The organism is Pseudomonas akapageensis (genome assembly GCF_011355085.1).
Classification (GTDB): Bacteria; Pseudomonadota; Gammaproteobacteria; order Pseudomonadales; family Pseudomonadaceae; genus Aquipseudomonas; species Aquipseudomonas akapageensis.
In genome coordinates this window covers 91,793-116,808 of the sequence record NZ_VXCP01000010.1, presented here as the reverse complement: position 1 = coordinate 116,808, position 25,016 = coordinate 91,793, and the positions used below count along the sequence as shown (strand labels likewise).

At 60.3% G+C, this 25,016-nt stretch carries 20 protein-coding genes; 13 read left to right on the top strand and 7 right to left on the bottom strand.

The genetic code is table 11. The features are described from left to right. Positions 1-30: 30 nt before the first annotated feature. Complete coding sequence (locus F2S13_RS07545; protein WP_166359849.1) at positions 31-822, bottom strand: AraC family transcriptional regulator; 792 nt, start codon at positions 820-822, stop codon at positions 31-33. Between the two features lie 131 nt (positions 823-953). Between F2S13_RS07545 and F2S13_RS07540 the strand changes: the two genes are divergently transcribed. Then, the gene (locus F2S13_RS07540) at positions 954-1,442 is read left to right on the top strand and encodes a GyrI-like domain-containing protein (protein ID WP_166359848.1); all 489 of its coding nucleotides are present in this window, start codon (positions 954-956) and stop codon (positions 1,440-1,442) included. Here the strand turns inward: F2S13_RS07540 and F2S13_RS07535 are convergent, their stop codons facing one another. After that, complete coding sequence (locus F2S13_RS07535) at positions 1,443-1,928, bottom strand: GNAT family N-acetyltransferase (protein WP_166359847.1); 486 nt, start codon at positions 1,926-1,928, stop codon at positions 1,443-1,445. Between the two features lie 167 nt (positions 1,929-2,095). On the opposite strand from F2S13_RS07535, the gene F2S13_RS07530 reads away from it, so the two are divergent. The 4 genes from F2S13_RS07530 to F2S13_RS07515 all read left to right on the top strand — a co-directional run bounded on the left by F2S13_RS07530 (position 2,096) and on the right by F2S13_RS07515 (position 4,722). Beyond that, the gene (locus F2S13_RS07530; RefSeq protein ID WP_166359846.1) at positions 2,096-2,542 is read left to right on the top strand and encodes a YybH family protein; all 447 of its coding nucleotides are present in this window, start codon (positions 2,096-2,098) and stop codon (positions 2,540-2,542) included. 89 nt (positions 2,543-2,631) lie between these two features. Beyond that, positions 2,632-3,036 (top strand): YciI family protein, encoded by a 405-nt coding sequence (locus F2S13_RS07525; RefSeq protein ID WP_166359845.1) that lies wholly within the window; start codon positions 2,632-2,634, stop codon positions 3,034-3,036. Continuing rightward, positions 2,996-3,487, top strand: coding sequence for an SRPBCC family protein (locus F2S13_RS07520; RefSeq protein WP_166359844.1), 492 nt, complete (start codon positions 2,996-2,998; stop codon positions 3,485-3,487). The genes F2S13_RS07525 and F2S13_RS07520 overlap by 41 nt, the downstream gene beginning before the upstream one ends. Then, complete coding sequence (locus tag F2S13_RS07515; RefSeq protein WP_166359843.1) at positions 3,487-4,722, top strand: RNA polymerase sigma factor; 1,236 nt, start codon at positions 3,487-3,489, stop codon at positions 4,720-4,722. Before F2S13_RS07520 ends, F2S13_RS07515 begins: the two co-directional genes overlap by 1 nt. Positions 4,723-4,742: 20 nt before the next feature. Here F2S13_RS07515 and F2S13_RS07510 read toward each other — a convergent pair whose 3' ends face one another. After that, positions 4,743-5,213, bottom strand: a complete 471-nt coding sequence (locus F2S13_RS07510; RefSeq protein WP_166359842.1) for a MaoC family dehydratase — start codon at positions 5,211-5,213, stop codon at positions 4,743-4,745. A 33-nt stretch (positions 5,214-5,246) separates the two neighbouring features. Then, the gene (locus F2S13_RS07505) at positions 5,247-6,191 is read right to left on the bottom strand and encodes an alpha/beta hydrolase (protein WP_166359841.1); all 945 of its coding nucleotides are present in this window, start codon (positions 6,189-6,191) and stop codon (positions 5,247-5,249) included. A gap of 196 nt (positions 6,192-6,387) precedes the next feature. Between F2S13_RS07505 and fadD2 the strand changes: the two genes are divergently transcribed. Together fadD2 and fadD1 are read left to right on the top strand one after the other, a co-directional pair. Continuing rightward, positions 6,388-8,076, top strand: a complete 1,689-nt coding sequence (fadD2, locus tag F2S13_RS07500) for a long-chain-fatty-acid--CoA ligase FadD2 (RefSeq protein ID WP_166359840.1) — start codon at positions 6,388-6,390, stop codon at positions 8,074-8,076. A gap of 369 nt (positions 8,077-8,445) precedes the next feature. Next, entirely contained in the window at positions 8,446-10,143 is a 1,698-nt protein-coding gene (gene fadD1 / locus F2S13_RS07495) for a long-chain-fatty-acid--CoA ligase FadD1 (protein ID WP_166359839.1), read from the top strand. Positions 10,144-10,879: 736 nt separating this feature from the next. Here the strand turns inward: fadD1 and F2S13_RS07490 are convergent. Then, positions 10,880-12,181, bottom strand: a complete 1,302-nt coding sequence (locus F2S13_RS07490) for an NAD(P)/FAD-dependent oxidoreductase (protein ID WP_425500221.1) — start codon at positions 12,179-12,181, stop codon at positions 10,880-10,882. Between the two features lie 44 nt (positions 12,182-12,225). Next, positions 12,226-13,590 (bottom strand): glutamine synthetase family protein, encoded by a 1,365-nt coding sequence (locus tag F2S13_RS07485; protein ID WP_166359837.1) that lies wholly within the window; start codon positions 13,588-13,590, stop codon positions 12,226-12,228. A gap of 452 nt (positions 13,591-14,042) precedes the next feature. Here F2S13_RS07485 and hrpA point away from each other — a divergent pair, with 452 nt between their 5' ends. From hrpA to F2S13_RS07455, 6 genes are all read left to right on the top strand, one after another. Then, on the top strand, positions 14,043-17,954 hold the full coding sequence (hrpA, locus tag F2S13_RS07480; protein WP_166359836.1) for an ATP-dependent RNA helicase HrpA: 3,912 nt from the start codon (positions 14,043-14,045) through the stop codon (positions 17,952-17,954). 226 nt (positions 17,955-18,180) lie between these two features. After that, a complete protein-coding gene (locus F2S13_RS07475) occupies positions 18,181-19,302 on the top strand; it encodes a beta-ketoacyl-ACP synthase III (RefSeq protein WP_166359835.1) in 1,122 nt (373 codons plus the stop codon). 154 nt (positions 19,303-19,456) lie between these two features. After that, positions 19,457-20,068 (top strand): RNA polymerase sigma factor, encoded by a 612-nt coding sequence (locus F2S13_RS07470; RefSeq protein ID WP_166359834.1) that lies wholly within the window; start codon positions 19,457-19,459, stop codon positions 20,066-20,068. Beyond that, on the top strand, positions 20,062-20,301 hold the full coding sequence (locus tag F2S13_RS07465) for an anti-sigma factor family protein (RefSeq protein WP_166359833.1): 240 nt from the start codon (positions 20,062-20,064) through the stop codon (positions 20,299-20,301). The genes F2S13_RS07470 and F2S13_RS07465 overlap by 7 nt, the downstream gene beginning before the upstream one ends. A 230-nt stretch (positions 20,302-20,531) precedes the next feature. Next, positions 20,532-21,845 carry an OprO/OprP family phosphate-selective porin gene (locus F2S13_RS07460; RefSeq protein ID WP_166359832.1) on the top strand — a complete coding sequence of 438 codons (1,314 nt, stop codon included), beginning with the start codon at positions 20,532-20,534 and terminating at the stop codon, positions 21,843-21,845. 87 nt (positions 21,846-21,932) lie between these two features. Beyond that, positions 21,933-23,057 carry a GNAT family N-acetyltransferase gene (locus tag F2S13_RS07455; RefSeq protein WP_166359831.1) on the top strand — a complete coding sequence of 375 codons (1,125 nt, stop codon included), beginning with the start codon at positions 21,933-21,935 and terminating at the stop codon, positions 23,055-23,057. Positions 23,058-23,157: 100 nt separating this feature from the next. On the opposite strand, the gene F2S13_RS07450 is transcribed toward F2S13_RS07455, so the two are convergent. Continuing rightward, positions 23,158-24,990, bottom strand: a complete 1,833-nt coding sequence (locus F2S13_RS07450; RefSeq protein WP_166359830.1) for an ABC transporter ATP-binding protein — start codon at positions 24,988-24,990, stop codon at positions 23,158-23,160. Positions 24,991-25,016: the final 26 nt, after the last annotated feature.

The window sequence follows — 25,016 nt, the reverse complement described above, 5'->3', positions numbered from 1 at the left end:
GGGAGGGGCTCTTTTTTTTGCAGCTGAAATTCAGCGCCTCAACGCCGCACAATACGCCTGCGGCGTAATCCCCATCACCTTGCGATACACATTGATAAAGTGGCTCTGGTCGTAAAACCCCAGCTCACTGGCGATATCCAGCGGATGCTGCTGCCGGCGCAGGCGTTTGCGGGCTTCGATCAGGCGCAGTTGCATCTGGTATTGCAGGGGCGCCAGACCGGTTTCTTTCTTGAAGCAGCGCACGAAGTGGTACTTGCTTAATCCGGCCACCTGGGCCAGTTCGTCGAGTTCGAGTTTCTGACCCAGATGGGTGCGCATGTAGTCCTTGGCCTGGGTCAGGCCGTTGACCTGTTCGCCGATCTTGCCCGGGGTGCGTTCGAGCAGTTGGCAGAGCAGGCCGATAAAGGCTTCTTCCTGCTCCGCTGCCTGCTGCGGTGATACCCGTGCGAAGTCGACAATTGCCTGGAACAGATGCGGATTGTGCAACACGCCTTGCTCGAAGGTCGGGCAGGTCTGTGGGTGGTCAAGGTGGTTGTCGACGATCACCTGGGCGATGGCGTGAGGATCGAGGTGCAGGCTGATGTATTCGACGCCTTCAGGGCCGAACTCCGAACCTTGCACCGCCAGGGGGTTGTACAGGGTCACGCTGCCGGGCGGGGCATCCATGACCTTGCCATCGAGCCAGACCCGCTCGGTACCGACCAGGTTGACCCCCAGCACATACTCATCGTGGGTGTGTTTGGGAAAGCTTGCCGCGCAGGCCTTGACCCATGAGGATTCGACCAGGCCGCAGGCGTGCAGGTGTTCGGTGATCAGGGCCATGGGCGGCGGTTCCAGCGGGCGGCATTGGGCTGAACGCTAGCGGAAAGTTGACCGGGCCTGCAAGAAAATTTCGACCTTGGCGCAGAAACGACTATGTTCATTCAGGTCATTTATCTTCATGGGTGCGCAACATGTCAGACCATCAGGATGAGGGGTTTGCCCCGGTACGTATTGAAAATGGAACTTCATTCACCATCGCCGGGATGGGTGAACGTTTCACCCTGCAGAGCAAAAGCGGCATTCCGGCGCTGTGGGACAAGTTCGTCCCGTATATCGGCAAGGTCTCCGCGCAAATGGGCGCGCAGACGTACGGCGTGTGCTGCAATCCGGACGGCAAGGGCAGCTTTGAATACATCGCCGGGGTTCGAGTGAGCACGACCCAGGGGTTGCCTGAACACTTTCGCGCCATTGTGATCGAACCCCAGCGGTATGCCGTTTTCGAACATCGAGGGCATATTTCCAGTATCGGCGAGACGTTCGAGGCCATTGGCAAGGACTGGTTGCCCAACTCTGGCGAGCAGGCGGCCGATGCGCCGGAGTTCGAGCGTTACAGCGCGGACTTCAATCCCGATACGGGGAGCGGAACCGTGGAAATCTGGTTGCCGCTCAAACCTGAATGATCAGAGCTCAAGTACCAGTTTGCGCTCGAAACCGAACTTGGCCCGGTAGGCTTCGCCGCAGTCGACCCAACCCTGGGAAAGGTAGAGTTTGAGCGCGGCCTGGTTCTTGGGATCGACCGACAGCATCAGTTGGGTGATTTCCGGCCATGCGCTGCGCGCGACGGCGGGCAGTGCCTGCAGGCAGGCCTTGCCCAGACCTTGACCCTGGAAGCGCCGATCCACCTGGAATGCATGGAGCGTCGCGGCGTCGTCCGCCGCCCAGTTCGGCAGGAAAGGCGGGCGCTTGAGCAATAGAAACGCCAGCGGCCTGTCATCGACCAGCAAGGCGAAGCCCCTTATCCCCGGGGCCGGGCGGTTGAGCAGCATAAACAGGGCCGACTCGATATCGCCCGAGGCATACAGCTGGTCGGGGCGTACCTCGAGCTCTTTCAGTTGCTCCACTTGCAGCGCGTTGAGTGACGCATAGGGAACGAGGCATGTGTGCATCGGTGTCGCTCTTGTACTGAGGCATCAATAAGACGCCGCGACGGCGCCTGGGCGCAACTCTTTTCAGAATTTTCCGGGGAGTCTGTCGATTTCGAGCGCGGTCAAACGACTACCAGTGACTTCGCTTTTTATATCAAGCACGCACTCACTCTGGAAGGAGAATGCCCATGAACGCCAAAACCAGCCCCAGCAGCGTCGAAACAGAAATCCGCGACTTGATCCAGCGCTGGCAACGCGCCGTTGTAGCCAAGGATATTGACGCCATCGTGCAACCTTATGCCGACGATATCGTCGCCTTCGATGCAGTCAAGGCGCTGCAATTCAAGGGTAAGCAAACCTATCGTGATCACTGGCAGGCCTGCATGGCGCTCTGCCCCGATGCGGGCATCTTCGATTTCGAGCAATTGCAGGTTGCTGCAGCCCAGGACGTGGCCTTCGCCCATTGGCTGGCCCACTGCGGGCCGGCCCGGGAGGCGGGGGAAGACAAGAGCTGCTACATGCGCGTGACTGCCGGCTACAAGCGCATCGACGGGCAATGGAAAGTCGTGCATGAGCATTGGTCGGCGCCCTTCGACATGGAAACCACCAAGGCCCTGTTCAACCTGAAACCTTGAGCTGAAAAGCGTTGGTTTTATGCCTAATTACGCTTTCGCAAAAAGGTAAAACTACAGCCATAGTTGTTTTTAGAGCATTGGAGATCGCCATGAAATACCTCTGTCTGGTCTATTGCGACGAAGGTCTTTTGCACAACGATCCCGACAGCCCGGCCGATGACGAATGCCTGGCCTATGCCGAATCGGTGCACGCCAGCGGTCGCATGCTCGCCGCCGAAGCACTGAAACCGACGCAGACAGCAACCACGGTACGCATGCGCAATGGGCACATGAGCATTACCGATGGCCCTTTTGCCGAAACCAAAGAACAGCTGGCTGGGTTCTATTTGATCGACGCCCGAGACCTCAATGAAGCCTTGCAGATAGCCGGCAAGATTCCTGCGGCCCGGGTCGGTAGTGTCGAGGTGCGGCCGGTACGCGAACTCAGACACGCCCAAACGGGAGAACCATCAAATGAGCCTTCCACAGATCATCGCGGCGCCGGCCGAGCATGAGCTGTACATCAGTCGTTTGATCGACGCGCCACGCATCAAGGTATTCCGGGCCTGGACCGAACCCGAGTTACTGGCCCAATGGTGGGGGCCACACGGCATGACCACGCCAGTCTGCGAAATACAGCTCTGGGTGGGAGGCTTGTTCCGTACCGTCATGTGCGCACCCGATGGGGGCGAGTACCCCTACCAGGGGGTCTTTCTGGAGATCCTCGCGCCACAGCGAATCGTCTACACCGATGCTTATCTGCCCGGCTGGATTCCTTCGAAAAAGCCTTTCATGACGGCCATCATCACGATGGATGAAGTCCAGGGCATGACCCGCTACACCGCCCGCGCATTGCACTGGAGCGCTGCCGACCGAGAGGCTCATGAGCAGATGGGGTTCTACCGCGGCTGGGGTGAAAGCCTTGACCGGCTGGTGGACGTCGTGACCCGGAAAATGCCGGACTGATGATTGCCGAAGCCGAAGTTCGCCAGCAGCTGGAGCTTGTCTATCGCCAGGAGTCGCGGCGGATTCTGGCAACCCTGATTCGCTTGCTCGGTGATTTCGATCTGGCCGAAGAAGCGTTGCACGAAGCCTTCTTCATTGCCGTCGAACGCTGGCAGCGCGACGGGATACCCGCCAGCCCTCGTGCCTGGCTGGTGTCCACCGGCCGCTTCAAGGCGATCGATGGCTTGCGCCGGCGGGCCCGTTTCGATGTCTCTCAGGCTCGCCTGGCCCAAGCCCTGGAATCCCTCGAGGCGCCTGACCTTTGTGAGGATGATGTGGAGGACGATCGTCTGAGACTGATCTTCACCTGTTGCCACCCGGCGTTGGCGGCCGATGCCCAGGTGCCCCTGACACTGCGGGAAGTCTGCGACCTGACGACCGAGGAAATCGCCCGTGCCTTCCTTACCCGCCCCGGGGCGATCGCCCAACGCATCGTGCGCGCCAAGGTCAAGATCCGCGAGGCGCGCATTCCTTACCAGGTGCCCTCCCTGGCGGAGTTGCCCGAGCGGCTGGAGAGTGTGCTGCGGGTGATCTACCTGGTATTCAACGAAGGCTATTCGGCCACCAGCGGCGCCAGCCTGACCCGCAGTGACCTGAGCGAGGAGGCGATCCGTCTGGGACGGCTGCTGCTGGAGCTTTTGCCCGACCCTGAAGTCATGGGGCTGTTGGCGCTGATGTTGTTGCAGGCTTCGCGCAATCGGGCGCGGACATCGGCCGATGGCGAACTTGTCCTGCTCGATGAACAGGACCGCGCGCTCTGGGACCGGGCGCTGATCAGCGAAGGCTGTGCCCTGGTGGAGCAGGCGCTGCGCAGCCGAAACTTCGGTCCCTACAGCCTGCAGGCCGCGATTGCTGCGGTGCATGCCGAAGCGGCGACGGCCGCCGACACTGACTGGGAGCAGATCATCGGTTTGTATGACGTCCTGTTGCGCGCGCAGCCATCAGCGGTTGTCGAACTCAATCGCGCGGTGGCGCTGGCCCGGCGTGATGGGCCGCAGGCAGGCCTGGCACTGGTCGACGCGATTCTTGCCCGTGGCGAGTTGCTGGACTATCACCTGGCCCATTGTGCCAAGGCCGAATTCTGCCGCCAGCTGGGGCAGACCCAACAGGCTCGCAGCGCTTTTGAAACGGCATTGGGAATGACCCAGGTTACACCTGAGCGCCGGTTTATCGAGCGCCGCCTGAGCCAGTTGTAAACACTCAGGCGGCAGTGCAATCAGCCGATGCTGATGGTCGGCAGGGTTGGCAGGTTCACGGTCTGTTGCTTGCGTGGCGCCAGGATCTCGGCTTCACCGTCGACCACCAGCTCGTCGCGCTGGTTGAACACGCGGGTGGCAATGCGCACGCGAAACTTTGGCAGCTTCTCGAGGATCTCCAGGCGTACGGTCAGGGTGTCACCGATTTTCACTGGCTTCTGGAAGCTCATTTGCTGGCCGAGATAGATGGTGCCCGGGCCGGGCAGCTCGCAGGCCACGGCGGCACTGATCAGCGCGCCACTGAACATGCCATGGGCGATACGCTCCTTGAACATGCTGGCGGCGGCGAATTCCGGGTCCAGGTGCACCGGGTTGTGGTCACCGGACATGGCTGCGAAGAGCTGGATGTCACGTTCCTCGACGGTCTTGCTGTAGCTGGCGGTCTGGCCGATTTCAAGGGCTTCGTAAGGGGTGTTGGTGACCTGGGTCATTGGCAAGGAATCCTTGGGCAAAAAAGAGGAAAACTACTCGGTACGTGCCGGGCGCCGGAGGCTTAGGGCCTGATCAAGCCAGGCAATCACATCGCTGGTGACTTCCTCGCGGTTGGTTTCATTCAGCAATTCGTGGCGCGCCTGAGCATAGAGCTTGAGCTGCACCTGCTGGTTCCCCGCCCGACGAAATGCATCGCACAGGTCTTTCAGACGCTTGCCGGCACTCACCGGATCACATTCGCCGCCGATGATCAGCAAAGGCAGGTTCGGATCGACCTGGGCGAGATTGGCCGGTTTGCTGATCTGCTGCAAGCCGGCCAGCAGATCGAGCCATAGCTGGTTGGTGCAGCGAAAGCCGCACAGCGGGTCGCTGGCGTACTTGTCGACCTCGCGGGGATCGCGGCTGAGCCAGTCGAAGGCGGTGCGCGTGGGCTTGAAGGCGTTATTGAAGCTGCCGAACGATATCCACTCGATCAAGGCGCTACGCCCGCTCGCACCCTGGCGCCAGCGCTCGAAATGGGCGATCAGGCTTGCACTGCGATACAGCCCGGGTGGATGGAAATTCGAACCACTGAGAATCGCACCCTGCAGGCTGGCGCTGTGGTGCAGCAGATAGCCCTGGGCAATGTAGCTGCCCATGCTGTGGCCGAACAGAAACAGGGGGATGCCCGGATGATGCTGGCCGATGTACTGGCTGAGCAGCCCGAGGTCGTCGACCACCCTGCACCAGCCGTTGCTTTTGGCATAAAGCCCCAGGGTGCCCTGTTCGGCGGTGCGGCCATGGCCACGCTGGTCGTGGGCATACAGGGCATAGCCGGCGGCGCTCAAGGCCTCGCCCAGGCGCCCATAGCGGGCAGCATGTTCAGCCATGCCATGGGCGAGAAGAACCACGGCTTTCGGTGGGCCTTGCGGCAGCCACTGATAGACGTACAGGCTGCAGTGGTCGCTTGCCGGCAGCCAGAAAGTATCGTGGTTCATTGGCGTTTCCCTACGGATTGAGGAGATTGTATAGCCCATACTCCCGATCGAGGCTGGGCCAGCAATAAGATTCACAATGTAAATGACGCGGGGTTGTCTGTTTGCCACACCTTCCATAACTGCTAACGTCCAAAAAGATCCGTATCGGCAAACAAGCGATACGGCCCGGACCGGCGCAGGTAAGAGGACAAGAATAATGCAACCTGATTTCTGGAATGATAAGCGCCCTGCAGGCGTCCCTTCACACTTGGACCTGGGTGCCTATAAATCGGTTATCGAGGTTTTTGAGCGCTCTTGCAAGAAGTTCGCCGATCGTCCGGCGTTCAGCAATATGGGCGTTACCTTAAGCTATGCGCAAGTCGAGCGTTACTCCGCGGCGTTTGCCGCTTACCTGCAGCAGCACACCGACCTCAAGCCCGGCGATCGCATCGCCGTGCAGATGCCCAACGTGCTGCATTACCCGATCGCCGTGTTCGGCGCCCTGCGCGCCGGCCTGATCGTGGTCAATACCAACCCCTTGTATACCGCCCGGGAAATGCGTCATCAATTCAAGGACTCCGGCGCCAGGGCGCTGGTTTACCTGAACCTGTTCGGCAAGCTGGTCCAGGAGGTGGTGCCCGATACCGGTATCGAATACCTGATCGAAGCGAAGATGGGCGACCTGATGCCAGCAGCCAAGGGTTGGTTGATCAACACCGTCGTCGACAAAGTCAAGAAAATGGTCCCGGATTATCACTTGCCTCAGGCGGTGTCGTTCAAGTCCGCGCTCAAGCAGGGGCGTGGGCATGCTCTCAAGCCAGTGAACATCGGCCTGGGCGATATCGCGGTGCTGCAATACACCGGCGGCACAACTGGCCTTGCCAAGGGCGCGATGCTGACCCACGGCAATCTGGTCGCCAACATGCAGCAGGTCATGGCCTGCTTCTCCCAGCACGGGGCCGACGGGCAAAAGATCATCAAGGAAGGGCAGGAGGTGATGATCGCGCCGCTGCCGCTTTATCACATCTATGCCTTCACCGCGAATTGCATGTGCATGATGGTGACCGGCAACCACAACGTTCTGATCAGCAACCCACGGGACATCGGCGGCTTCATCAAGGAGCTGAAAAAGTGGCGGTTCTCCGCCTTGCTGGGCCTCAACACCCTGTTCGTGGCGCTGATGGAGCACCCGGAGTTCAAGACTCTGGACTTCTCCAACCTGAAGGTCACCAACTCCGGTGGCACCGCCCTGGTAAAGGCCACGGCCGAGCGTTGGGAAGCCTTGACCGGTTGCCGCATCGTCGAAGGTTACGGCTTGACCGAAACCTCGCCGGTGGCCTGCACCAACCCTTACGGTGACAAGGCGCGCCTGGGGTCTGTCGGTATTCCGGTGGTGGGCACGGCGCTCAAGGTCATCGACGACGCCGGTAACGAGATGCCGATCGGCGAGCGCGGCGAACTGTGCATCAAGGGCCCGCAGGTCATGAAAGGCTACTGGCAACGTCCCGACGCCACTGCCGAAACCCTGGATGCCGAAGGCTGGTTGAAAACCGGCGACATCGCCGTGATCGACCCGGATGGTTTTGTGCGCATCGTCGATCGCAAGAAGGACATGATCATCGTCTCGGGCTTCAACGTGTATCCGAACGAGATCGAGGATGTGGTGATGGCGCACCCGAAAGTCGCCAGCTGCGCGGTGATCGGTGTACCGGACGAGCGTTCGGGCGAAGCCGTGAAGCTGTTTGTGGTGGCCCGTGACAACGGTATCAGCGTTGAAGAGTTGAAGGCTTACTGCAAGGAGAATTTCACCGGCTACAAGGTGCCCAAGCAGATCGTATTACGTGATTCGTTGCCCATGACGCCGGTGGGCAAGATTCTGCGGCGGGAGTTGCGGGATATCGCCTGATATCGGTGGTGTTTTCATCGCTGGCAAGCCAGCTCCCACAGGGCCCTGCAGTGTTCACACAATGGCATGTGGGAGCTGAATCTGTGGGAGCGGGCTTGCCCGCGATGAGGCCCTAAAGACCGATGAAAGCCTCAAATTAGAGCAGTTTTGCGACCTTTAGTATTTTTACTCTAAAAATGACCATTAAGTTCTACTAAGTCATTTTTGTGACTTTTTTAAGCTATTGAGCCCTAGTCGGCCTCTGGCAAAGCTGCTACTCTCGGCGCGCTTTTGATCTTTTCGGTTTGCAATAAACCAGAAAACCATATCAATAATAATCGCATCAAATGCGGTGTAGAATTCGCGTTGTCGCTGGAGGAGTGGGCTTCCATGGTTGAAAATTTCTGGAAGGATAAGTACCCAGCCGGGATTGCTGCCGACATCAATCCTGACGAGTTTCCGAATATTCAGGCGGTATTGAAACAGTCTTGCCAGCGTTTCGCCAACAAGCCGGCTTTCAGCAGCTTGGGCAAGACACTGACTTACGGCGAGCTGTACGAATTGTCGGGCGCCTTTGCGGCCTATCTGCAAAAGCATACGGACCTCAAGCCGGGTGACCGGATCGCCGTGCAGATGCCCAACCTGCTGCAATACCCCATCGCCGTCTTCGGTGCCATTCGCGCCGGGCTGATCGTGGTCAACACCAACCCGCTGTACACCGCGCGCGAAATGGAGCATCAGTTCAATGACTCCGGCGCCAAGGCATTGGTGTGCCTGGCGAACATGGCGCACCTGGCGGAAAAGGTCGTTCCCAAGACGGGCGTCAAACACGTCATCGTCACTGAAGTCGGCGACATCCTGCCGCCGGTCAAGCGCTTGCTGGTCAACAGTGTCATCAAGTACGTGAAGAAAATGGTGCCGGCCTACAGCCTGCCGAACGCCATCAAATTCAACGATGCGTTGAGCCAGGGCAGAGGGCAGCCAGTCAAAGAAGCCAATCCGGACAGAAACGACGTTGCCGTGCTGCAGTACACCGGTGGTACCACCGGCGTTGCCAAAGGCGCAATGCTGACCCACCGCAACCTGATGGCGAACATGTTGCAGTGCCGGGCCTTGATGGGGTCGGAGCTGCAGGAAGGCTGCGAGATCCTGATCGCGCCGCTGCCGCTCTACCACATCTATGCCTTCACCTTTCATTGCATGGCGATGATGTTGATCGGCAACCACAACATCCTGATCAGCAACCCGCGCGACATGTCGGCCATGGTCAAGGAACTGTCGAAGTGGAAGTTCACCGGCTTCGTGGGGCTGAACACACTGTTCGTGGCGTTGTGCAATAACCAGGATTTCCGCAACCTGGACTTCTCCGCAATGAAGATCACGCTGTCTGGCGGCATGGCCTTGCAACTGGCGGCTGCCGAGCGCTGGAAGGAAGTCACAGGCTGTGCGATCTGTGAAGGTTACGGCATGACCGAGACCAGTCCGGTGGCGACGGTCAACCCGTCGAAGTGCAATCAGATCGGCACTATCGGTATTCCGGTGCCTTCGACCTTGTGCAAGATCGTCGATGATGCAGGTGTCGAGCAGCCGCTGGGCGGCATTGGCGAGCTGTGCGTCAAAGGCCCGCAGGTGATGAAGGGCTACTGGCAGCGTCAGGATGCAACCGATGAGATTCTCGATGCCGAGGGTTGGTTGAAGACGGGCGATATTGCGCTGATTCAGCCGGATGGTTATCTGCGTATTGTCGATCGCAAGAAGGACATGATTCTGGTGTCCGGTTTCAACGTTTACCCGAACGAGCTCGAGGATGTGTTGGTGACTCTGCCGGGCGTGATGCAATGTGCGGCCATTGGTGTGCCGGATGAGAAGTCGGGTGAGGCGATCAAGGTGTTTGTTGTGGCCAAGCCGGGGGTGACCTTGACCAAGGAGCAGGTGATGGCGCATATGCGTGCCAATGTCACGGCTTACAAGGTGCCCAAGGCTGTGGAGTTCCGGGATGTGTTGCCGACTACCAACGTTGGCAAGATCTTGCGGCGTGAGTTGCGGGATGAGGAGTTGAAGAAGCTGGGGCTCAAGAAGATAGCCTGAGGTTTGGATTGAACAATGAACCCCGCTTTGTATGCGGGGTTTTTTGTTTTTGGGGTTGTGGGCATATCCATTTTTTGTGGTGTTGCCACTGGCGGTTCCGCCCTTACGGCGGGTCACTTTTTTCAGACGAAAAAAAAGTAACCAAAAATTCTCGCCCTGCCATTGGCCCTCCGCTTCGCTCCGGGTCCCCTCCTTACGGCGCTGTTACGCAGGCACGCGGCCAGGGCTGCTGCGCAACCCTACAGCTCGCGTCCTCGGCTTACGCCGAGGGTGCTACGCACTGCCTGCTTCACAGCGCCTCCAGTCGGCCTGCTGGAAGGGCGGGTGGATCAAAAGCAAGATCAAAAGCAAGATCAAGAGCCAAAGCCAAAGCCAAAGCCAAAGCCAAAGCCAAAGCCAAAGCAGAGCTCTTGCTCTTGCTCTTGCTTTGCTTTTGATCTTGCTTTTGATCTTGATCTACCGCCCCTTTCCAGCAGGCCGAGCGGAGGTGTCACGGAGGGGGGAGCGCGCAGCGCCCGAGGCGTAGCCGAGGTTGCGAGCTGTAGGGTTGCGCAGCAACCCTGGCCGCAATCCCCCGCAGTGGCACCGGAGGGAGGGAACCCGGATCGCAGCGCAGGGCCCATGGAGGGGCAAGACCTTTTGGTTACTTTTGGGGCGTTTGCCAAAAGTAACCCGCCGTAAGGGCGGAACCGCCAGTGGCAACTCCGCCCAATCCGGATCTGCACCCAACAAAAAATCAGCGAAGCTTCTCCAGCATCTGGTAATACCACATCCCCACTGCCAACATCGGATTACCAAACACATCCCCCAACGGCACCTTGACATGCTTGCACCCGGCAAAGGTATCGAACTTGCCCAGGGTCCCAGTAAGGGCCTCAGCCATGATCTCCCCCATGATATGGCTGGTCGCAATGCCATGCCCCGAATACCCCTGGCAATACCAGACGTTATCCGAAAGCTTGCCCAACTGCGGAATGCGATTAATCACAATCCCCATCGCACAGCTCCACTGAAACTCAATATCCACACCCTTCAAAGCCGGGAAAGTCCGCTCGATACACGGCCGCAGCTCCGCAGCGATATCCCGCGAATCGCGCCCCGAATAATTGGCGCCACCACCAAACAACAGCCGACCATCACCCGTCATGCGGTAGTAATCCAACACAAAGCGGCAGTCATACACCGCCATGTCCTGCGGATTGATCTTGCGCGCCAGATCTCCCAGCGGCTTCGTCGTCACAATCCCGCCCATGGCCGGGAAAATCTTGCCCTTGAGCTGCTTGCGCTCGAGCTTGTGATAAACATCGCCGGCCAGCATGACTTGGCGTGCATCGATGCGACCATGGGCCGTAACCACAGCCGGCCGGTCACCATGAATGATGTCCAGCACTTCGGAGTTCTCGAAAATCAGCGCGCCCAGGCTGTGCGCCGCACGTGCTTCACCCAGGCACAGGTTGAGCGGGTGCAGGTGCATGTTGCGTGTGTTTTTCAGGGCGCCCAGGTACAGGTCGCTTTCCAGGTGCTGACGCATCCCGGCCTGGTCGAGCAGGGTCACCTGATCGCCCATGCCGCGTCGTTCGGCCTCGTCGCGGAAGGCCCGCAGCTCGTCCATGTGCGAAGACTTCATGGCCGCATGCAAATGGCCATGCTTGAGGTCGCAGGCAATGTCGTACTTCTCGACCCGTTGCTGGATGATCTCGTGACCGCGCCAGCGCAGGTGCCAGATGAAATCGTCGACCTCATCGCCCAGTTTGGCGCGCATCTGTTGGCGCATGGCTTCGTCGCCCGAAAGGCTGCCGGTAACCTGGCCACCGTTGCGCCCGCTGGCGCCCCAGCCGATGCGGTTGGTCTCGACGATCGCGACCTTGAGCCCGCGTTCGGCCAGCTCCACGGCGCTGGCGACACCGGTGAAGCCGCCACCGATGATCACCACGTCGACGCTGACCTGGCCTTGCAGCATGGGGTACTCGGTCGCGTCATTGAGGCTGGCGGTGTAATAGGAGGCACTGCGTTGGGCAGGGCCTTTGAAGTTGCGCATGGCAGCAGTCATGGAATTGTTCCTTTAAAAAATTGGGTCGCGGATCAGGCCTGGGTCAGGTACCAACGCCAGTCCTGTTCGCCGACCTCGGCCATGAACTGCCGGTATTCAGCGCGTTTGACCGCAAGGTAGACACCGAGGAATTCCTGGCCCAGGGCATCGCGCGCCCAGCTCGATTTTTCCAGTGCGCGCAGGGAAGTCAGCCAGTCGGTGGGCAGCAGCTCCTTGGCCTGGGCATAGCCGTTGCCTTCGATCGGATCGCCCGGATCGACGTTTTCCCGGATGCCGTGATGGATGCTGGCCAGGATCGCCGCCGCTGCCAGGTAAGGGTTGGCGTCGGCGCCGCAGATGCGGTGTTCGATGTGTCGGGTATACGCCGGGCCGCCGGGTACGCGCAGGCTGACGGTACGGTTGTCGACGCCCCAGGTCGGTGCCAGCGGCGCGTAGCTGTTGGCCTGGAAGCGGCGATAGGAGTTGGCGTTGGGGCAGAACAGCAGCAAGGAGTCGAGCAGCAGGGCGAGCATGCCGCCCACCGACTGGCGCAGCAGCGGGGTGCCGGCCTTGTCTTCGCTGGCGTAGAGGTTGTTGCCTTCGGCGTCGGCCAGGCTCACGTGCATATGCATGCCGGTGCCGGCCAGGTGGTCGAACGGCTTGGCCATGAAGCAGGCTTGCATGCCGTGTTTATGTGCCACGCCCTTGACGATGCGTTTGTAGCGCACGGCCTGGTCCATGGCCAGCAGGGCATCGCCATGTTCCAGGGTGATTTCCACCTGGCCCGGAGCGTATTCGGAAATCGCCGTGCGTGCGGGAATGTTCTGTTCTTTGCAGGCGGCATACAGGTCGGCCAGGAAGGGTTCGATCTGTTCCAGTTCGCGCAGGCCATAGACCTGGGTGGTGCGTGGTCGTCCACCGTCGCCATCGAGTGCCGGTTGCGGACGGCCCAGGTGATCGCGTTTCTGGTCGAGCAGGTAGAACTCCAGTTCGCAGGCCATTACCGGGTGATAACCGTCGGCCTTGAGGGCTTCGACGACCTTGACCAGCAGATGGCGAGGGTCGGCGACCGTGGCCGGCAAGCCTTCGGTCGGGTGCATGCTCACTTGCACGGCAGCGGTGGGGATCTGCCGCCACGGCATGCGCACCAGGCTGCCTTCCAGCGGATAGGCGCGGCAATCGATATCGCCCACCTCCCAGACCAGCCCCGAATCTTCGACGTCGTCACCGTTGAGGGTCAGGCCGAGCATGGTACTGGGCAGCGGGCGTCCGCTTTGATACACGGCCAGCAGCTCTTCACGGTGCAACAGCTTGCCCCGGGGCACGCCGTTGGCGTCGAGAATGAACAGCTCGAACATGTCGATATCGGGGTTTTGCGCCAGAAAATCCTGGGCATGCTGCACACTGGCAAATTGCATCGAGCTCTCGCTTGCGCCGTCGGGGCGCACAGGGACCGCCTGCCTTGAGCGGCGGGCTGATCGTCATCGGATTGAGGTCGGCCGCGTATGGGCCAACGGATTCAAATCAACGCGAGGGCTGCATCTGGTGGGCGCGCATGACGGCAATGCCACAGCGCCCAGAAGGCCAGAATGATATGGAAGAGGGGATTTTCGCACGGACGGGCTCGCACCTTCGGGTAGGAAGGGCGCTGCTGACGACGAAGCAAATGCGCGAGCGAAATCATGGCTGGATACTCCCACGCCGTCGAAGGTTCATTAAATCAGGATTTGTAAACCTTCGATCGTGTCTCGGCTAAACAATCGCCGGGGTCGTGTTGGTCGGGTCAAATCTGCGACAATCGCCCGCTTATATGTGCTGACCACGTCAAAGCAGGCTCACCTGCGCCACTCAAAAGAATTCTGCGTACCTGATGACCGACCAAGCTGCCGCAATCGACCAACTGCTGAAAAACCTCGATCAGGCGATGATCGCCGACCGCCATCGCCTGCGCCGTCAATTGCACGAGCTGCGCAAGAAACCGGACCAGGACAAGCTGGCGCAATGGGTCGAGAAGGTGCAGGCCTCTTTCGCCCAGGTGACTGCCCGGCGCGTGAGCGTGCCGAGCATTCGCTACGATGACAGCCTGCCGATCGCGGCCAAGCGCGAAGAGATCAAGAAAGTCCTGAACGAGCACCAGGTCCTGATCATTGCCGGCGAAACCGGCTCGGGCAAAACCACCCAGTTGCCGAAGATCTGCCTGGAACTGGGGCGCGGCCAGCATGGCCAGATCGCCCATACCCAACCCCGTCGGATCGCCGCGCGCAGCGTGGCGACGCGGGTGGCCGAAGAGCTGGCGACACCGCTGGGGGCGCTGGTGGGCTATCAGGTACGTTTCGAAGACCAGAGCGATGCCAACACCCTGGTCAAGCTGATGACCGACGGTATCCTCCTGGCCGAAACCCAGCACGACCGCTTCCTCGAGCGCTACGACACGATCATCGTCGACGAGGCCCACGAACGCAGCCTCAACATCGACTTCCTGTTGGGCTATCTCAAGACCCTGCTGCCGCGTCGTCCGGACCTGAAGGTGATCATCACGTCGGCAACCATCGATCTGGAGCGTTTCTCCAAACACTTCAACGACGCGCCGATCATCGAAGTCTCCGGGCGTACCTATCCGGTCGAGACCTGGTACCGGCCGCTGACGTCCGAGCAGGACGAAGAGGGCAATCGGGTCGAGGATGACCTGACCGTGGATCAGGCGATTCTCGCCACCCTCGATGAAATCGCCGCCTTCGAACGCAGTGAAGGCAAGCGCCCTGGTGATGTGCTGGTGTTCCTGCCCGGCGAGCGGGAAATTCGCGATGCCGCGGAAATGCTGCGCAAGGCCCAGCTCAAACACACCGAGATTTTGCCGCTGTATGCGCGCTTGTCGCCGGCCGAGCAGCAGAAGATTTTCCAGTCCCATCCGGGCCGCAGAGTGGTGCTGGCGACCAACGTCGCCGAGACCTCGCTGACCGTGCCGGGCATCCGTTATGTGATCGACAGCGGCACGGCGCGGATCAGCCGCTACAGCTACCGCGCCAAGGTACAAAGGCTGCCGATCGAAGCGGTGTCCCAGGCCAGCGCCAACCAGCGCAAGGGGCGTTGCGGGCGGGTCGAGCCGGGGATCTGTGTGCGCTTGTACAGCGAAGAGGATTTCAACGGTCGCCCGGCCTTTACCGATCCGGAGATCCTGCGCACCAACCTGGCTGCGGTGATTCTGCAGATGCTGCACCTGCGCCTGGGTGAGATTGACGCCTTCCCGTTTATCGAGCCGCCGGATGGCAAGGCCATCAGCGACGGCTTCAACCTCTTGCAGGAGCTCTCGGCGGTCAACCGGGAGAACCAGCTGACCCCCCTGGGCCGGCAACTGGCGCGCCTGCCGGTGGACCCGCGCCTGGGCCGCATGCTGCTCGAAGCCAACAAGCAAGGCAGCCTGCAGGAAGTGCTGATCGTCGCCAGTGCGCTGTCCGTGCAGGACCCGCGCGAGCGTCCGCCAGAGCGTCAGCAGGCCGCCGACCAGGCCCACGCCCAGTGGAAGGACAGCGACTCGGACTTCGCCGCGCTGGTCAATCTCTGGCGTGGCTTTGAAGAACAACGCCTGGCCCTGACGGCCAGCCCGCTGCGTAACTGGTGCCGCAAGAACTTCCTGAATTACCTGCGCCTGCGCGAGTGGCGCGATGCCCACCGGCAGTTGAGCCTGATCTGCCGCGACCTGCAGCTGAGCATCAATAAAGAGCCGGCCGACTACCCGAAACTGCACAAGGCGGTACTGTCCGGCCTGCTTAGCCAGATCGGCCAGAAGACCGAAGAGGGTGATTACCTGGGGGCGCGGCAACGACGCTTCTGGATTCATCCGTCCTCGGGTCTGGGCAAGAAGCGTCCCCAATGGATCATGGCCGCCGAACTGGTCGAGACCACCAAGCTGTACGCACGCATGGTCGCCAAGATCGACTCGGACTGGATCGAGCCGCTGGCCGGGCACCTGATCAAGAAAAACCATTTCGAACCGCACTGGGAGAAGAAGCGTGGGCAAGTGGTGGCCTATGAACAAGTGACCCTGTATGGCCTGATCGTGGTCGGGCGCCGGCCAGTGCATTACGGTCCTATCGAGCCGGCATTGGCGCGTGAGCTGTTTATCCGCGAAGCACTGGTGCGTGGCGAGATCCAGTCGCGGGCCAAGTGCCTGGCAGCCAATACCCGCTTGCTGGAGCAGTTGGACGAACTGGAAGCCAAGGCGCGTCGACGCGACATCCTCGCCGATGAAGAAACCCTGTTCGGCTTCTATGAAGCGCGACTGCCGGCCGAGATCCATCAGACGGCCACGTTCGATAGCTGGTACCGGGTCAACAGCCAGAAAGACCCGCAGTTGCTGATCATGCGCGAAGAGGATGTGCTGGCCCGTGAAGCCAGCGAAGTCACGGCGGCGCATTACCCCGATACCTTGCGCCTGGGCGAACTGACCCTGGCCTTGAGTTACCACTTCGAACCCAATCATCCACGCGATGGCGTGACGGTGCGGGTGCCGGCCCCCCTGTTGCCGGCCTTGCCGGCCGAACGCCTGGAATGGCTGGTGCCCGGCTTGCTGGAAGCCAAGTGCATTGCGCTGGTACGTAACCTGCCCAAGGCCATTCGCAAGAACTTCGTGCCGGTGCCGGACTTCGTCAGGGCCGCGCTGCAACGCATGACCTTTGCCGAGGGCTCGTTGCCTCAGGCACTGGGGCGCGAACTGTTGCGCATGACCGGTGCGCGGGTCAGCGATGAGGCCTGGGCCGAAGCGGCCCAGCAAGTCGAAAGCCATTTGAAAATGAACCTGGAAGTCCTCGACGGCCAGGGCAAGTTCCTCGGCGAGGGGCGTGACCTGGCCGAGCTGACCGCACGCTTCGCCGAGGCCAGCCAGGCGGCTCTGGCCGCACCGCAATCGGCGAAAAGCCAGGAACCCGTGCAGGCCAAGGTCTTCGCGCCGGTGGCGGAAAAGGCCCAGCAGAAGATCGCCGGGCTTTCCATGACGGTGTATCCAGCGCTGGTGGAAGAGGGCGGTACCGTCAAGGAAGGCCGTTTCTCGACCGCTGCCGAAGCCGAATTCCAGCACCGCCGGGCGCTGCAACGCCTGTTGCTGCAGCAATTGGCGGAGCCGGCGAAGTTCTTGCGCGGCAAATTGCCGGGGCTGACCGAACTGGGCCTGCTCTACCGCGACATGGGCCGGGTCGATGCGCTGGTCGAAGACATCCTGCTGGCCAGCCTCGACAGCTGCATTCTCGAAGGTGAAGCGAGCCTGCCACGCGATGGTGCCGGTCTGGCCTCGCTGGCCGAGCGCAAGCGTGGTGCCTGGGCCGAACATGCCGAGCGCCTGGCACGCTTGACCCTGGACATCCTCAAGTTGTGGCACGGCTTGCAGAAGCGCTTCAAAGGCAAGATCGACCTGGCCCAGGCCGTGGCGCTCAATGACATCAAGCAACAGTTGAGTCATCTGGTGTACCCGGGCTTTGTGCGTGAAACCCCGGCCCAATGGTTCAAGGAGTTGCCGCGTTTTCTCAAAGCCATTGAACTACGCTTGGAGAAGCTTGGGGCGCAGGTGCAAAAAGACCGGGTCTGGAGCATCGAACTGGCCGGATTGTGGGCGCAGTACCAGGCCCGGGCCGGCAAGCACGCCCAGGAAGGCAAGCGCGACCCGCAATTGGAGCTTTACCGCTGGTTGATCGAGGAATACAGGGTTTCGTTGTTCGCCCAGCAGTTGGGTACCCGAGTGCCGATTTCCGACAAGCGATTGAGCAAACAATGGAGTCAGGTCGATGCCTGACTCAGTGGTCAGATAGCGCCAATTTCCTACAGATATGGCAAACTTCGACGATAAATTGAGACGACACGTTCAGGCGGACTTCGCCGAACGTGTCGGGATAGATTGATAAGCAGGGATTGTTCCGCGTTCCGGTACAAGCTTCTGCCGGTGTTGGTACGTTCGTGCCAAACCTTTACTGCCTGAACATCCCATTGCTCATGCAATGGCACCCAATAGAGGAACGACCGTGCATAACGTCGTCATCAGCGGCACTGGCCTGTACACCCCGGCCAACAGTATCTCCAACGAAGAGCTGGTCGAGTCTTTCAATGCTTATGTTCAGCAGTTCAACGCCGACAATGCCGCAGCCATCGAACGTGGCGAAATCGAGGCGCTGAGCGAGTCCAGTGTCGCCTTTATCGAAAAGGCATCCGGGATCAAGAGCCGCTTCGTCATGGACAAGGAAGGCATCCTCGACCCCACGCGCATGACCCCGCGCCTGCCGGAGCGTTCCAACGACGAGCAGTCGATCCTCTGCCAGATGGCCGTGGCGGCAGCCGGGGAGGCGTTGCAACGCGCCGGCAAGACCGCAGCGGATATCGACGCGGTCATCGTTGCCTGTTCCAACCTGCAGCGAGCCTATCCCGCCATCTCTATTGAAGTGCAGGCGGCCCTGGGCATCCAGGGTTTCGGTTTCGACATGAACGTCGCTTGTTCCTCGGCAACCTTCGGCATTCATGCCGCCTGCAACGCCGTGCAACTGGGGCAGGCCCGCGCGGTGCTGGTGGTGAACCCGGAAATCTGCACCGGTCACCTGAACTTCCGCGACCGTGACAGCCACTTCATCTTCGGCGATGCGGCCACCGCGGTGATTGTCGAGCGCGCTGACCTTGCCACTTCGCCTTATCAATTCGATATCGTCAGCTGCAAGCTGTTGACCCAGTTTTCCAACAACATCCGCAACAACTTCGGCTTCCTCAACCGCGCAGCGGAAGAGGGCATTGGCGCAACGGATAAACTCTTCGTCCAGGAAGGCCGCAAAGTGTTCCGCGAAGTCTGCCCGATGGTCGCCGAGCTGATTGGCCAGCACCTGGCGGAAAACGACCTGAACGTCTCCGACGTGAAGCGTTTCTGGCTGCACCAGGCCAACCTCAGCATGAACCACCTGATCGTCAAGAAGTTGTTGGGCCGTGAGGCCGCGGTCGAAGAGGCGCCGGTTATTCTCGACACCTATGCCAACACCAGTTCGGCGGGCTCGGTGATTGCCCTGCACAAATATCAGGACGACTTGCCCAAGGGTGCGCTGGGGGTACTCAGTTCCTTTGGCGCCGGCTATTCGATCGGCAGCGTGATCTTGCGCAAGCATTAACTGCATCGATTGTGCGAATCGTCCTACTTCGCTCATGGGGGTTGTTCGTTAACATAGGGACTTATCGCCATGGCCCTGCTGTACTTGCAGGTGGAGGCGCCGGGCACACGGCGCTTTAATCGGATTTCCATGGAGATCTGCGCACGAGGTAGGGATGACGATCGTCGATGAGACAGTGCTGCTCGAACGTTTGCTGGCCGGTGAGCAACAGGCCTACCGAGAGCTGATCGAGACTTACCAGGGCGCCATGCGCGCCGTGGCCTATGCCATCGTCGGCAGTCGCCAGGCCGACGAGGCGGTGCAGGACGCGTGGTTGGCCGTAGTGCGCAACCTGTCCGGGTTCCAGCGTCGTTCCAGCCTCAAGACCTGGCTGTTGACCATCACGGCCAACGCAGCGAAGAACCGTTACAAGCAAAATCGTCGGGAGGTCCTGCTCGACGACCTGCCGTCGCCCCATGGGACCATCGGTGACGAACGCTTCTCCGGGGATGGCCACTGGTTGCTGGCGCCCCATGCCTGGCATGAAGACACCCCCGAAGCCTTGTTGAGCGAGGATGAACTGCGCGAGTGCCTGGAACATACCATGCTCAGCCTGCCCGAACTGCAGCGTGGCGTATTGGTCTTGCGTGAGCGGCAAGGGTTGGAATTGGAGGAGATCTGTAATCTTCTCGAGATTTCACTCTCCAATGTGCGGGTGCTGTTGCATAGAGCGCGGCTCAAGGTCTTTGCGACCCTGGAACACTTCGAGGAAACCGGCCAATGCTGACCTGCAAGGAACAAGTCGAGCGTTCAAGCGACTACCTGGATGGACAACTGAGCTTTCGTGAGCGCCTGCTGGTACGCCATCACCTGATGTTTTGCCCGAACTGCCGGCGCTTCATCAAACAGATGCGCCTGATGCAAGCCACGTTACGCAAAATGCCCGAGTCGCCGGTCGTCGACGTCGACGTCGACCAATTGGCAGCCAAGCTGGCCTCCAGGCATCGCGACAACCAATAGTCCTTGCAATCTTCAGGGTCAAATTCTCTGAATTCCGCGCCAAGGGCCCTGCAACGGGGTTTTTCGGCTTATTTCTTTTCGAAGTAAAAAGTTCAGTTGTAACAAAACTTTTATATAACAGCAGCCAATCTGACATCACCCCACGCCAAGATTCCCTCCCAACACAAAGCGGCCCTGACCGCGTGTTTTCCAACGCAATCAAGACCATAGATAGATAGGGGAATTCTTCGATGATCCGTAAGCACTTCGCCGGTTTCGCGGCCAGCGCGCTGGCCCTCGCCGTAACCGCCCAGGCTTTCGCGGGTACCGTGACCACCGACGGCGCTGATATCGTAGTAAAGACTAAAGGCGGCCTGGAGGTTGCCACAACCGACAAGGAATTCAGTTTCAAACTGGGTGGTCGAGTACAAGCCGACTACAGCCGCTTCGATGGTTTCTACACCAAAAACGGCAATACCGCTGATGCCGGTTACTTCCGCCGCGCTTTCCTGGAACTGGGCGGTGTGATGTACACCGACTGGGCTTACCAGATCAACTACGACTTCTCCCACAACGCCGGTGGCGATAACCGTAAAGAAGACGGTTACTTCGACGAAGCGTCCCTGTCTTACAACGGCTTCAAGCCGGTCTCGATCAAAGTGGGTCGCTTCGACCCCGAATTCGGTCTGGAAAAAGCCACCAGCTCCAAGTGGGTAACGGCCCAGGAGCGTACAGCTGCCTACGATCTGGTCGACTGGACCAACGCCCACAACGGCGGCATGGGTATCCAGGTTTCCGGCAATGCCGGCGACTCGCTCTATGGTTCGGCGGGTATCTTCGCCAAGGACCCCAACAATCAGGCCCAGAATGGCGACAGCTACCGTCAGGCCAACCTGCGCGGCGTCTGGGCACCATGGCACGAAGCGGGCCATGTTATCCACCTGGGTGTCGACTACGCTGCACGTGACTTGAAAGACACGGCGTTCGACGGCCGTATTACCAGCCGTCTGGGCATGCGTGGCGTGAGCACCGATGGTGGCCAGGATGCAGGTGACAACGGCAACAAACTGTTGCTCGGCGGTATCCAGAACACGCCGATCGGTGCCTACGACATCGATAGCGCATGGGCCTTGGAAGCCGCCTGGGCCACGGGGCCGTTCTCCGTCCAGGGCGAATACCTCAAGCGTGATACCAAAGCCGATGCTTCGAACTTCTCGGACATCAAGTCCACCGGTTACTACGGGCAGCTGGCTTACACCCTCACCGGCGAGCCGCGTATCTACAAACTCGGCAAGTTCGATACCATCAAGCCTGAGAACAAGCAGTACGGCGCCTGGGAAGTCTTCTATCGCTACGACCACCTGAGCACCGATGACAACAACGGTGCGTTTGCCAACATCGGCGATATCGAAGGCAAGGTGCATAACGTCGGCGTGAACTGGTATGCAAACGAAGCCATCAAGATCAGTGCCGTCTACGTCAAGAGCGAGGTCGACAACGCTACCAACGCCGCGGGCGACGACAGCGGCCAGGGTATCGTGACGCGCGCGCAGTACGTGTTCTAAGCTTCATCCATCCGTTATTTACTCCTGTTTTGAGCCCCGCCTTGTGCGGGGCTTTTTTTCGCAAGTCTGAACGTTCAGACTGCGCACATGCAGAATCTGACGCTCAATCATCTCGCCGATCTCGATGCCGCCACCTGGGATGCCCTGGTGCCAGGCGCACAGCCCTTTGTTCGTCACGCCTTTCTCAGTGCCCTGGAGGACAGCGGCAGTGTCGGCAGGGGCACGGGCTGGAAGCCTTCGCACCGGCTGGCGCTCGATGACCAGGGCCAGTTGCTGGCCGCGCTGCCCGCCTATGTGAAAACCCATTCCTATGGCGAATATGTGTTCGACCATGGTTGGGCGGATGCCTGTGACCGCGCCGGAATCGACTATTACCCCAAGTTGCTGTGCGCCGTGCCCTTTTCCCCGGTCGGCGGCCCGCGCTTGATGGGGTATCCGCAAGCGGCGGGGGAATTGATCGATCAACTGGTGGAGGATTTGCCGGCCCGGGGCTTGTCCGGCATGCACATCAACTTTACCGACGAACTGGCCGATTCGCTGCTGCGCGGGCGTGAAGGTTGGCTGGAGCGCCTGGGTTGCCAGTTTCATTGGCAGAACCGTGGTTATCGGGATTTCCAGGATTTTCTCGATACATTGAGTTCGCGCAAGCGCAAGCAAATGCGCAAGGAGCGCGAGCAGGTTGCCGGGCACGGAATCGAGTTCGATTGGTACACGGGGCATCAGTTGAATGAGGTCGAGTGGGACTTCGTTTATGCCTGCTATGCCAATACCTACGCCGTGCGTCGTCAGGCACCCTACCTGACCCGTGAGTTCTTCAGCCTGCTGGCCGAGCGCATGCCCGAAGCGATTCGAGTCGTCCTTGCAAGGCAGGGTGGTCGTCCGGTGGCCATGGCCTTCAGCCTGGTGGGGGATGACAGTTTCTATGGGCGGTACTGGGGCTGTCTGGACGAGTACGACCGGCTGCATTTCGAAACCTGTTTCTACCAGGGCATGGATTACGCCATTGCCCAGGGATTGCAGCGCTTCGATGCCGGCGCCCAGGGCGAGCACAAGCTGATTCGTGGGTTCGAGCCGGTGATTACTCACTCCTGGCATTACCTGCTGCACCCGGGGTTGAAGGCGGCGGTGAGCCATTTTCTCGAGCAGGAGCGGGTGGGGGTTCTGGCGTATGCCGAGGAGGCAAGGGGGGCTTTGCCGTATCGACAAGGGTGATTTGTGTTGGCTTCGAGGGCCTCATCGCTGGCAAGCCAGCTCCCACAGGGAATGTGCAACGCCTACCTCTGTGGGAGCGGGCTTGCCCGCGATGAGGCCTTCAATCAATCCCCACAAACCCACCCGTCTGGTGATGCCACAACCGCGCGTACAACCCCTGATGCGCCAGCAATTCGCTGTGGCTGCCACTCTCGGCGATATGCCCTTTCTCCAGCACCACCAGCCGGTCCATCCGTGCGATGGTCGACAGCCGGTGGGCGATGGCGATCACGGTCTTGCCGTGCATCAGGGTTTCCAGGCTCTCCTGGATGGCTGCCTCGACCTCCGAGTCGAGGGCGGAGGTGGCCTCGTCCATGATCAGGATCGGTGCATTCTTGAGCAGTACCCGGGCAATGGCGATCCGCTGCCGCTGACCACCGGACAGCTTGACCCCGCGTTCGCCTACATGGGCATCGAAGCCGGTACGGCCCTGGGCATCGGAAAGCTGGGGGATGAATTCGTCGGCGCGGGCCTTGCGTACCGCTTCCCAGAGCTCGTCATCGCTGGCGCCGGGTTTGCCGTAGAGCAGGTTTTCGCGAATGGAACGGTGCAGCAACGAGGTGTCCTGGGTGATCATGCCGATCTGCTCGCGCAGGCTTTCCTGGGTGACGTGGGCAATGTCCTGGCCATCGATCAGGATACGTCCGCCTTCCAGGTCGTACAGGCGTAACAGCAGGTTGACCAGGGTCGACTTGCCTGCGCCGGAAGGGCCGATCAAGCCGATCTTCTCGCCGGGGCGAATGTCCAGGGTCAGGCCGCTGATGATCCGGTTGCCCTTGCCATAGTGAAAGTCGACATCCTCGAAGCGCACGCCGCCGCGGTCCACCTTCAAGCGCGGCGCGTCCTGGCGATCGGTTACGCTGACCGGCTGGGCAATGGTCTGCAAGCCATCCTGGACCATGCCGATGTTCTCGAAAATGCCATTGACCACCCACATGATCCAGCCGGACATGTTGACGATGCGAATCACCAGGCCCGTGGCCAGGGCGATGGCGCCGACGCTGATCAGCGACTCGGTCCAGAGCCACAGGGCAAGCCCCGTGGTGGTGGCGATCAACAGACCGTTGAGGGTGGTGATGACCACGTCCATGCTGGTGACCACCCGGGCGGCCAACTGGGTTTTCTCGGTCTGTTCGGTAATGGCCTCGCGGGCGTATTGCTGTTCGGAGTGGGTGTGGGCGAACAGCTTCAGCGTGGCGATGTTTGTGTAGCCGTCGACGATGCGTCCCATCAGTTTCGAGCGCGCGTCGGAGGAAATCACCGAGCGTTCCTTGACCCGTGGCACGAAGTAATAGAGCGCGCCGATGTAACAGGCGATCCAGCTCATCAGCGGGATCATCAGGCGCCAGTCGGCTTCGGCGAACAGTACCAGGGAACTGATGGCATAGATCAGCACATGCCAGAGTGCATCGACCGCTTGCACCGCCGAGTCGCGCAGGGAGTTGCCGGTTTGCATGATGCGCTGGGCGATGCGCCCGGCGAAGTCGTTCTGGAAAAAATTCAGGCTCTGTTTGAGCACGTAGCTGTGGTTCTGCCAGCGGATCATGCTGGTCATGCCCGGGCTGATGGTCTGGTGCACCAGCAGGTCGTGCAGGCCGACGAAGATCGGCCGCAGCACCAGCGCCACCACCAGCATCCACAGCAATTCGCTGCCGTGCTCACTGAAAAATCGGGTATTGGGGGTGTTCTGGGTCAGGTCGATGATGCGGCTCAGGTAACTGAACAGGGCCACTTCGATCAGGGCACCGATCAGGCCGACCACCAGAAGGGCGGCGAAACTCGGCCAGACCTGGCGCAGGTAGTACAGGTAGAACGGCAGGACCTTGCCCGGAGGGGCCGCCGTCGGAGCGTCGCGGAAAATATCGATCAACTGCTCGAAACGACGGTACAACATGGGTGCGGCCTCTCCGTGTGAGGTGA

Coding starts and splice junctions, on each gene's coding strand:
- F2S13_RS07545 (WP_166359849.1), bottom strand. CDS start 822: ATGGCCCTGATCACCGAACACCTGCACGCCTGCGGCCTGGTCGAATCC.
- F2S13_RS07540 (WP_166359848.1), top strand. CDS start 954: ATGTCAGACCATCAGGATGAGGGGTTTGCCCCGGTACGTATTGAAAAT.
- F2S13_RS07535 (WP_166359847.1), bottom strand. CDS start 1,928: ATGCACACATGCCTCGTTCCCTATGCGTCACTCAACGCGCTGCAAGTG.
- F2S13_RS07530 (WP_166359846.1), top strand. CDS start 2,096: ATGAACGCCAAAACCAGCCCCAGCAGCGTCGAAACAGAAATCCGCGAC.
- F2S13_RS07525 (WP_166359845.1), top strand. CDS start 2,632: ATGAAATACCTCTGTCTGGTCTATTGCGACGAAGGTCTTTTGCACAAC.
- F2S13_RS07520 (WP_166359844.1), top strand. CDS start 2,996: ATGAGCCTTCCACAGATCATCGCGGCGCCGGCCGAGCATGAGCTGTAC.
- F2S13_RS07515 (WP_166359843.1), top strand. CDS start 3,487: ATGATTGCCGAAGCCGAAGTTCGCCAGCAGCTGGAGCTTGTCTATCGC.
- F2S13_RS07510 (WP_166359842.1), bottom strand. CDS start 5,213: ATGACCCAGGTCACCAACACCCCTTACGAAGCCCTTGAAATCGGCCAG.
- F2S13_RS07505 (WP_166359841.1), bottom strand. CDS start 6,191: ATGAACCACGATACTTTCTGGCTGCCGGCAAGCGACCACTGCAGCCTG.
- fadD2 (WP_166359840.1), top strand. CDS start 6,388: ATGCAACCTGATTTCTGGAATGATAAGCGCCCTGCAGGCGTCCCTTCA.
- fadD1 (WP_166359839.1), top strand. CDS start 8,446: ATGGTTGAAAATTTCTGGAAGGATAAGTACCCAGCCGGGATTGCTGCC.
- F2S13_RS07490 (WP_425500221.1), bottom strand. CDS start 12,181: ATGCGCAACTTCAAAGGCCCTGCCCAACGCAGTGCCTCCTATTACACC.
- F2S13_RS07485 (WP_166359837.1), bottom strand. CDS start 13,590: ATGCAATTTGCCAGTGTGCAGCATGCCCAGGATTTTCTGGCGCAAAAC.
- hrpA (WP_166359836.1), top strand. CDS start 14,043: ATGACCGACCAAGCTGCCGCAATCGACCAACTGCTGAAAAACCTCGAT.
- F2S13_RS07470 (WP_166359834.1), top strand. CDS start 19,457: ATGACGATCGTCGATGAGACAGTGCTGCTCGAACGTTTGCTGGCCGGT.
- F2S13_RS07465 (WP_166359833.1), top strand. CDS start 20,062: ATGCTGACCTGCAAGGAACAAGTCGAGCGTTCAAGCGACTACCTGGAT.
- F2S13_RS07460 (WP_166359832.1), top strand. CDS start 20,532: ATGATCCGTAAGCACTTCGCCGGTTTCGCGGCCAGCGCGCTGGCCCTC.
- F2S13_RS07455 (WP_166359831.1), top strand. CDS start 21,933: ATGCAGAATCTGACGCTCAATCATCTCGCCGATCTCGATGCCGCCACC.
- F2S13_RS07450 (WP_166359830.1), bottom strand. CDS start 24,990: ATGTTGTACCGTCGTTTCGAGCAGTTGATCGATATTTTCCGCGACGCT.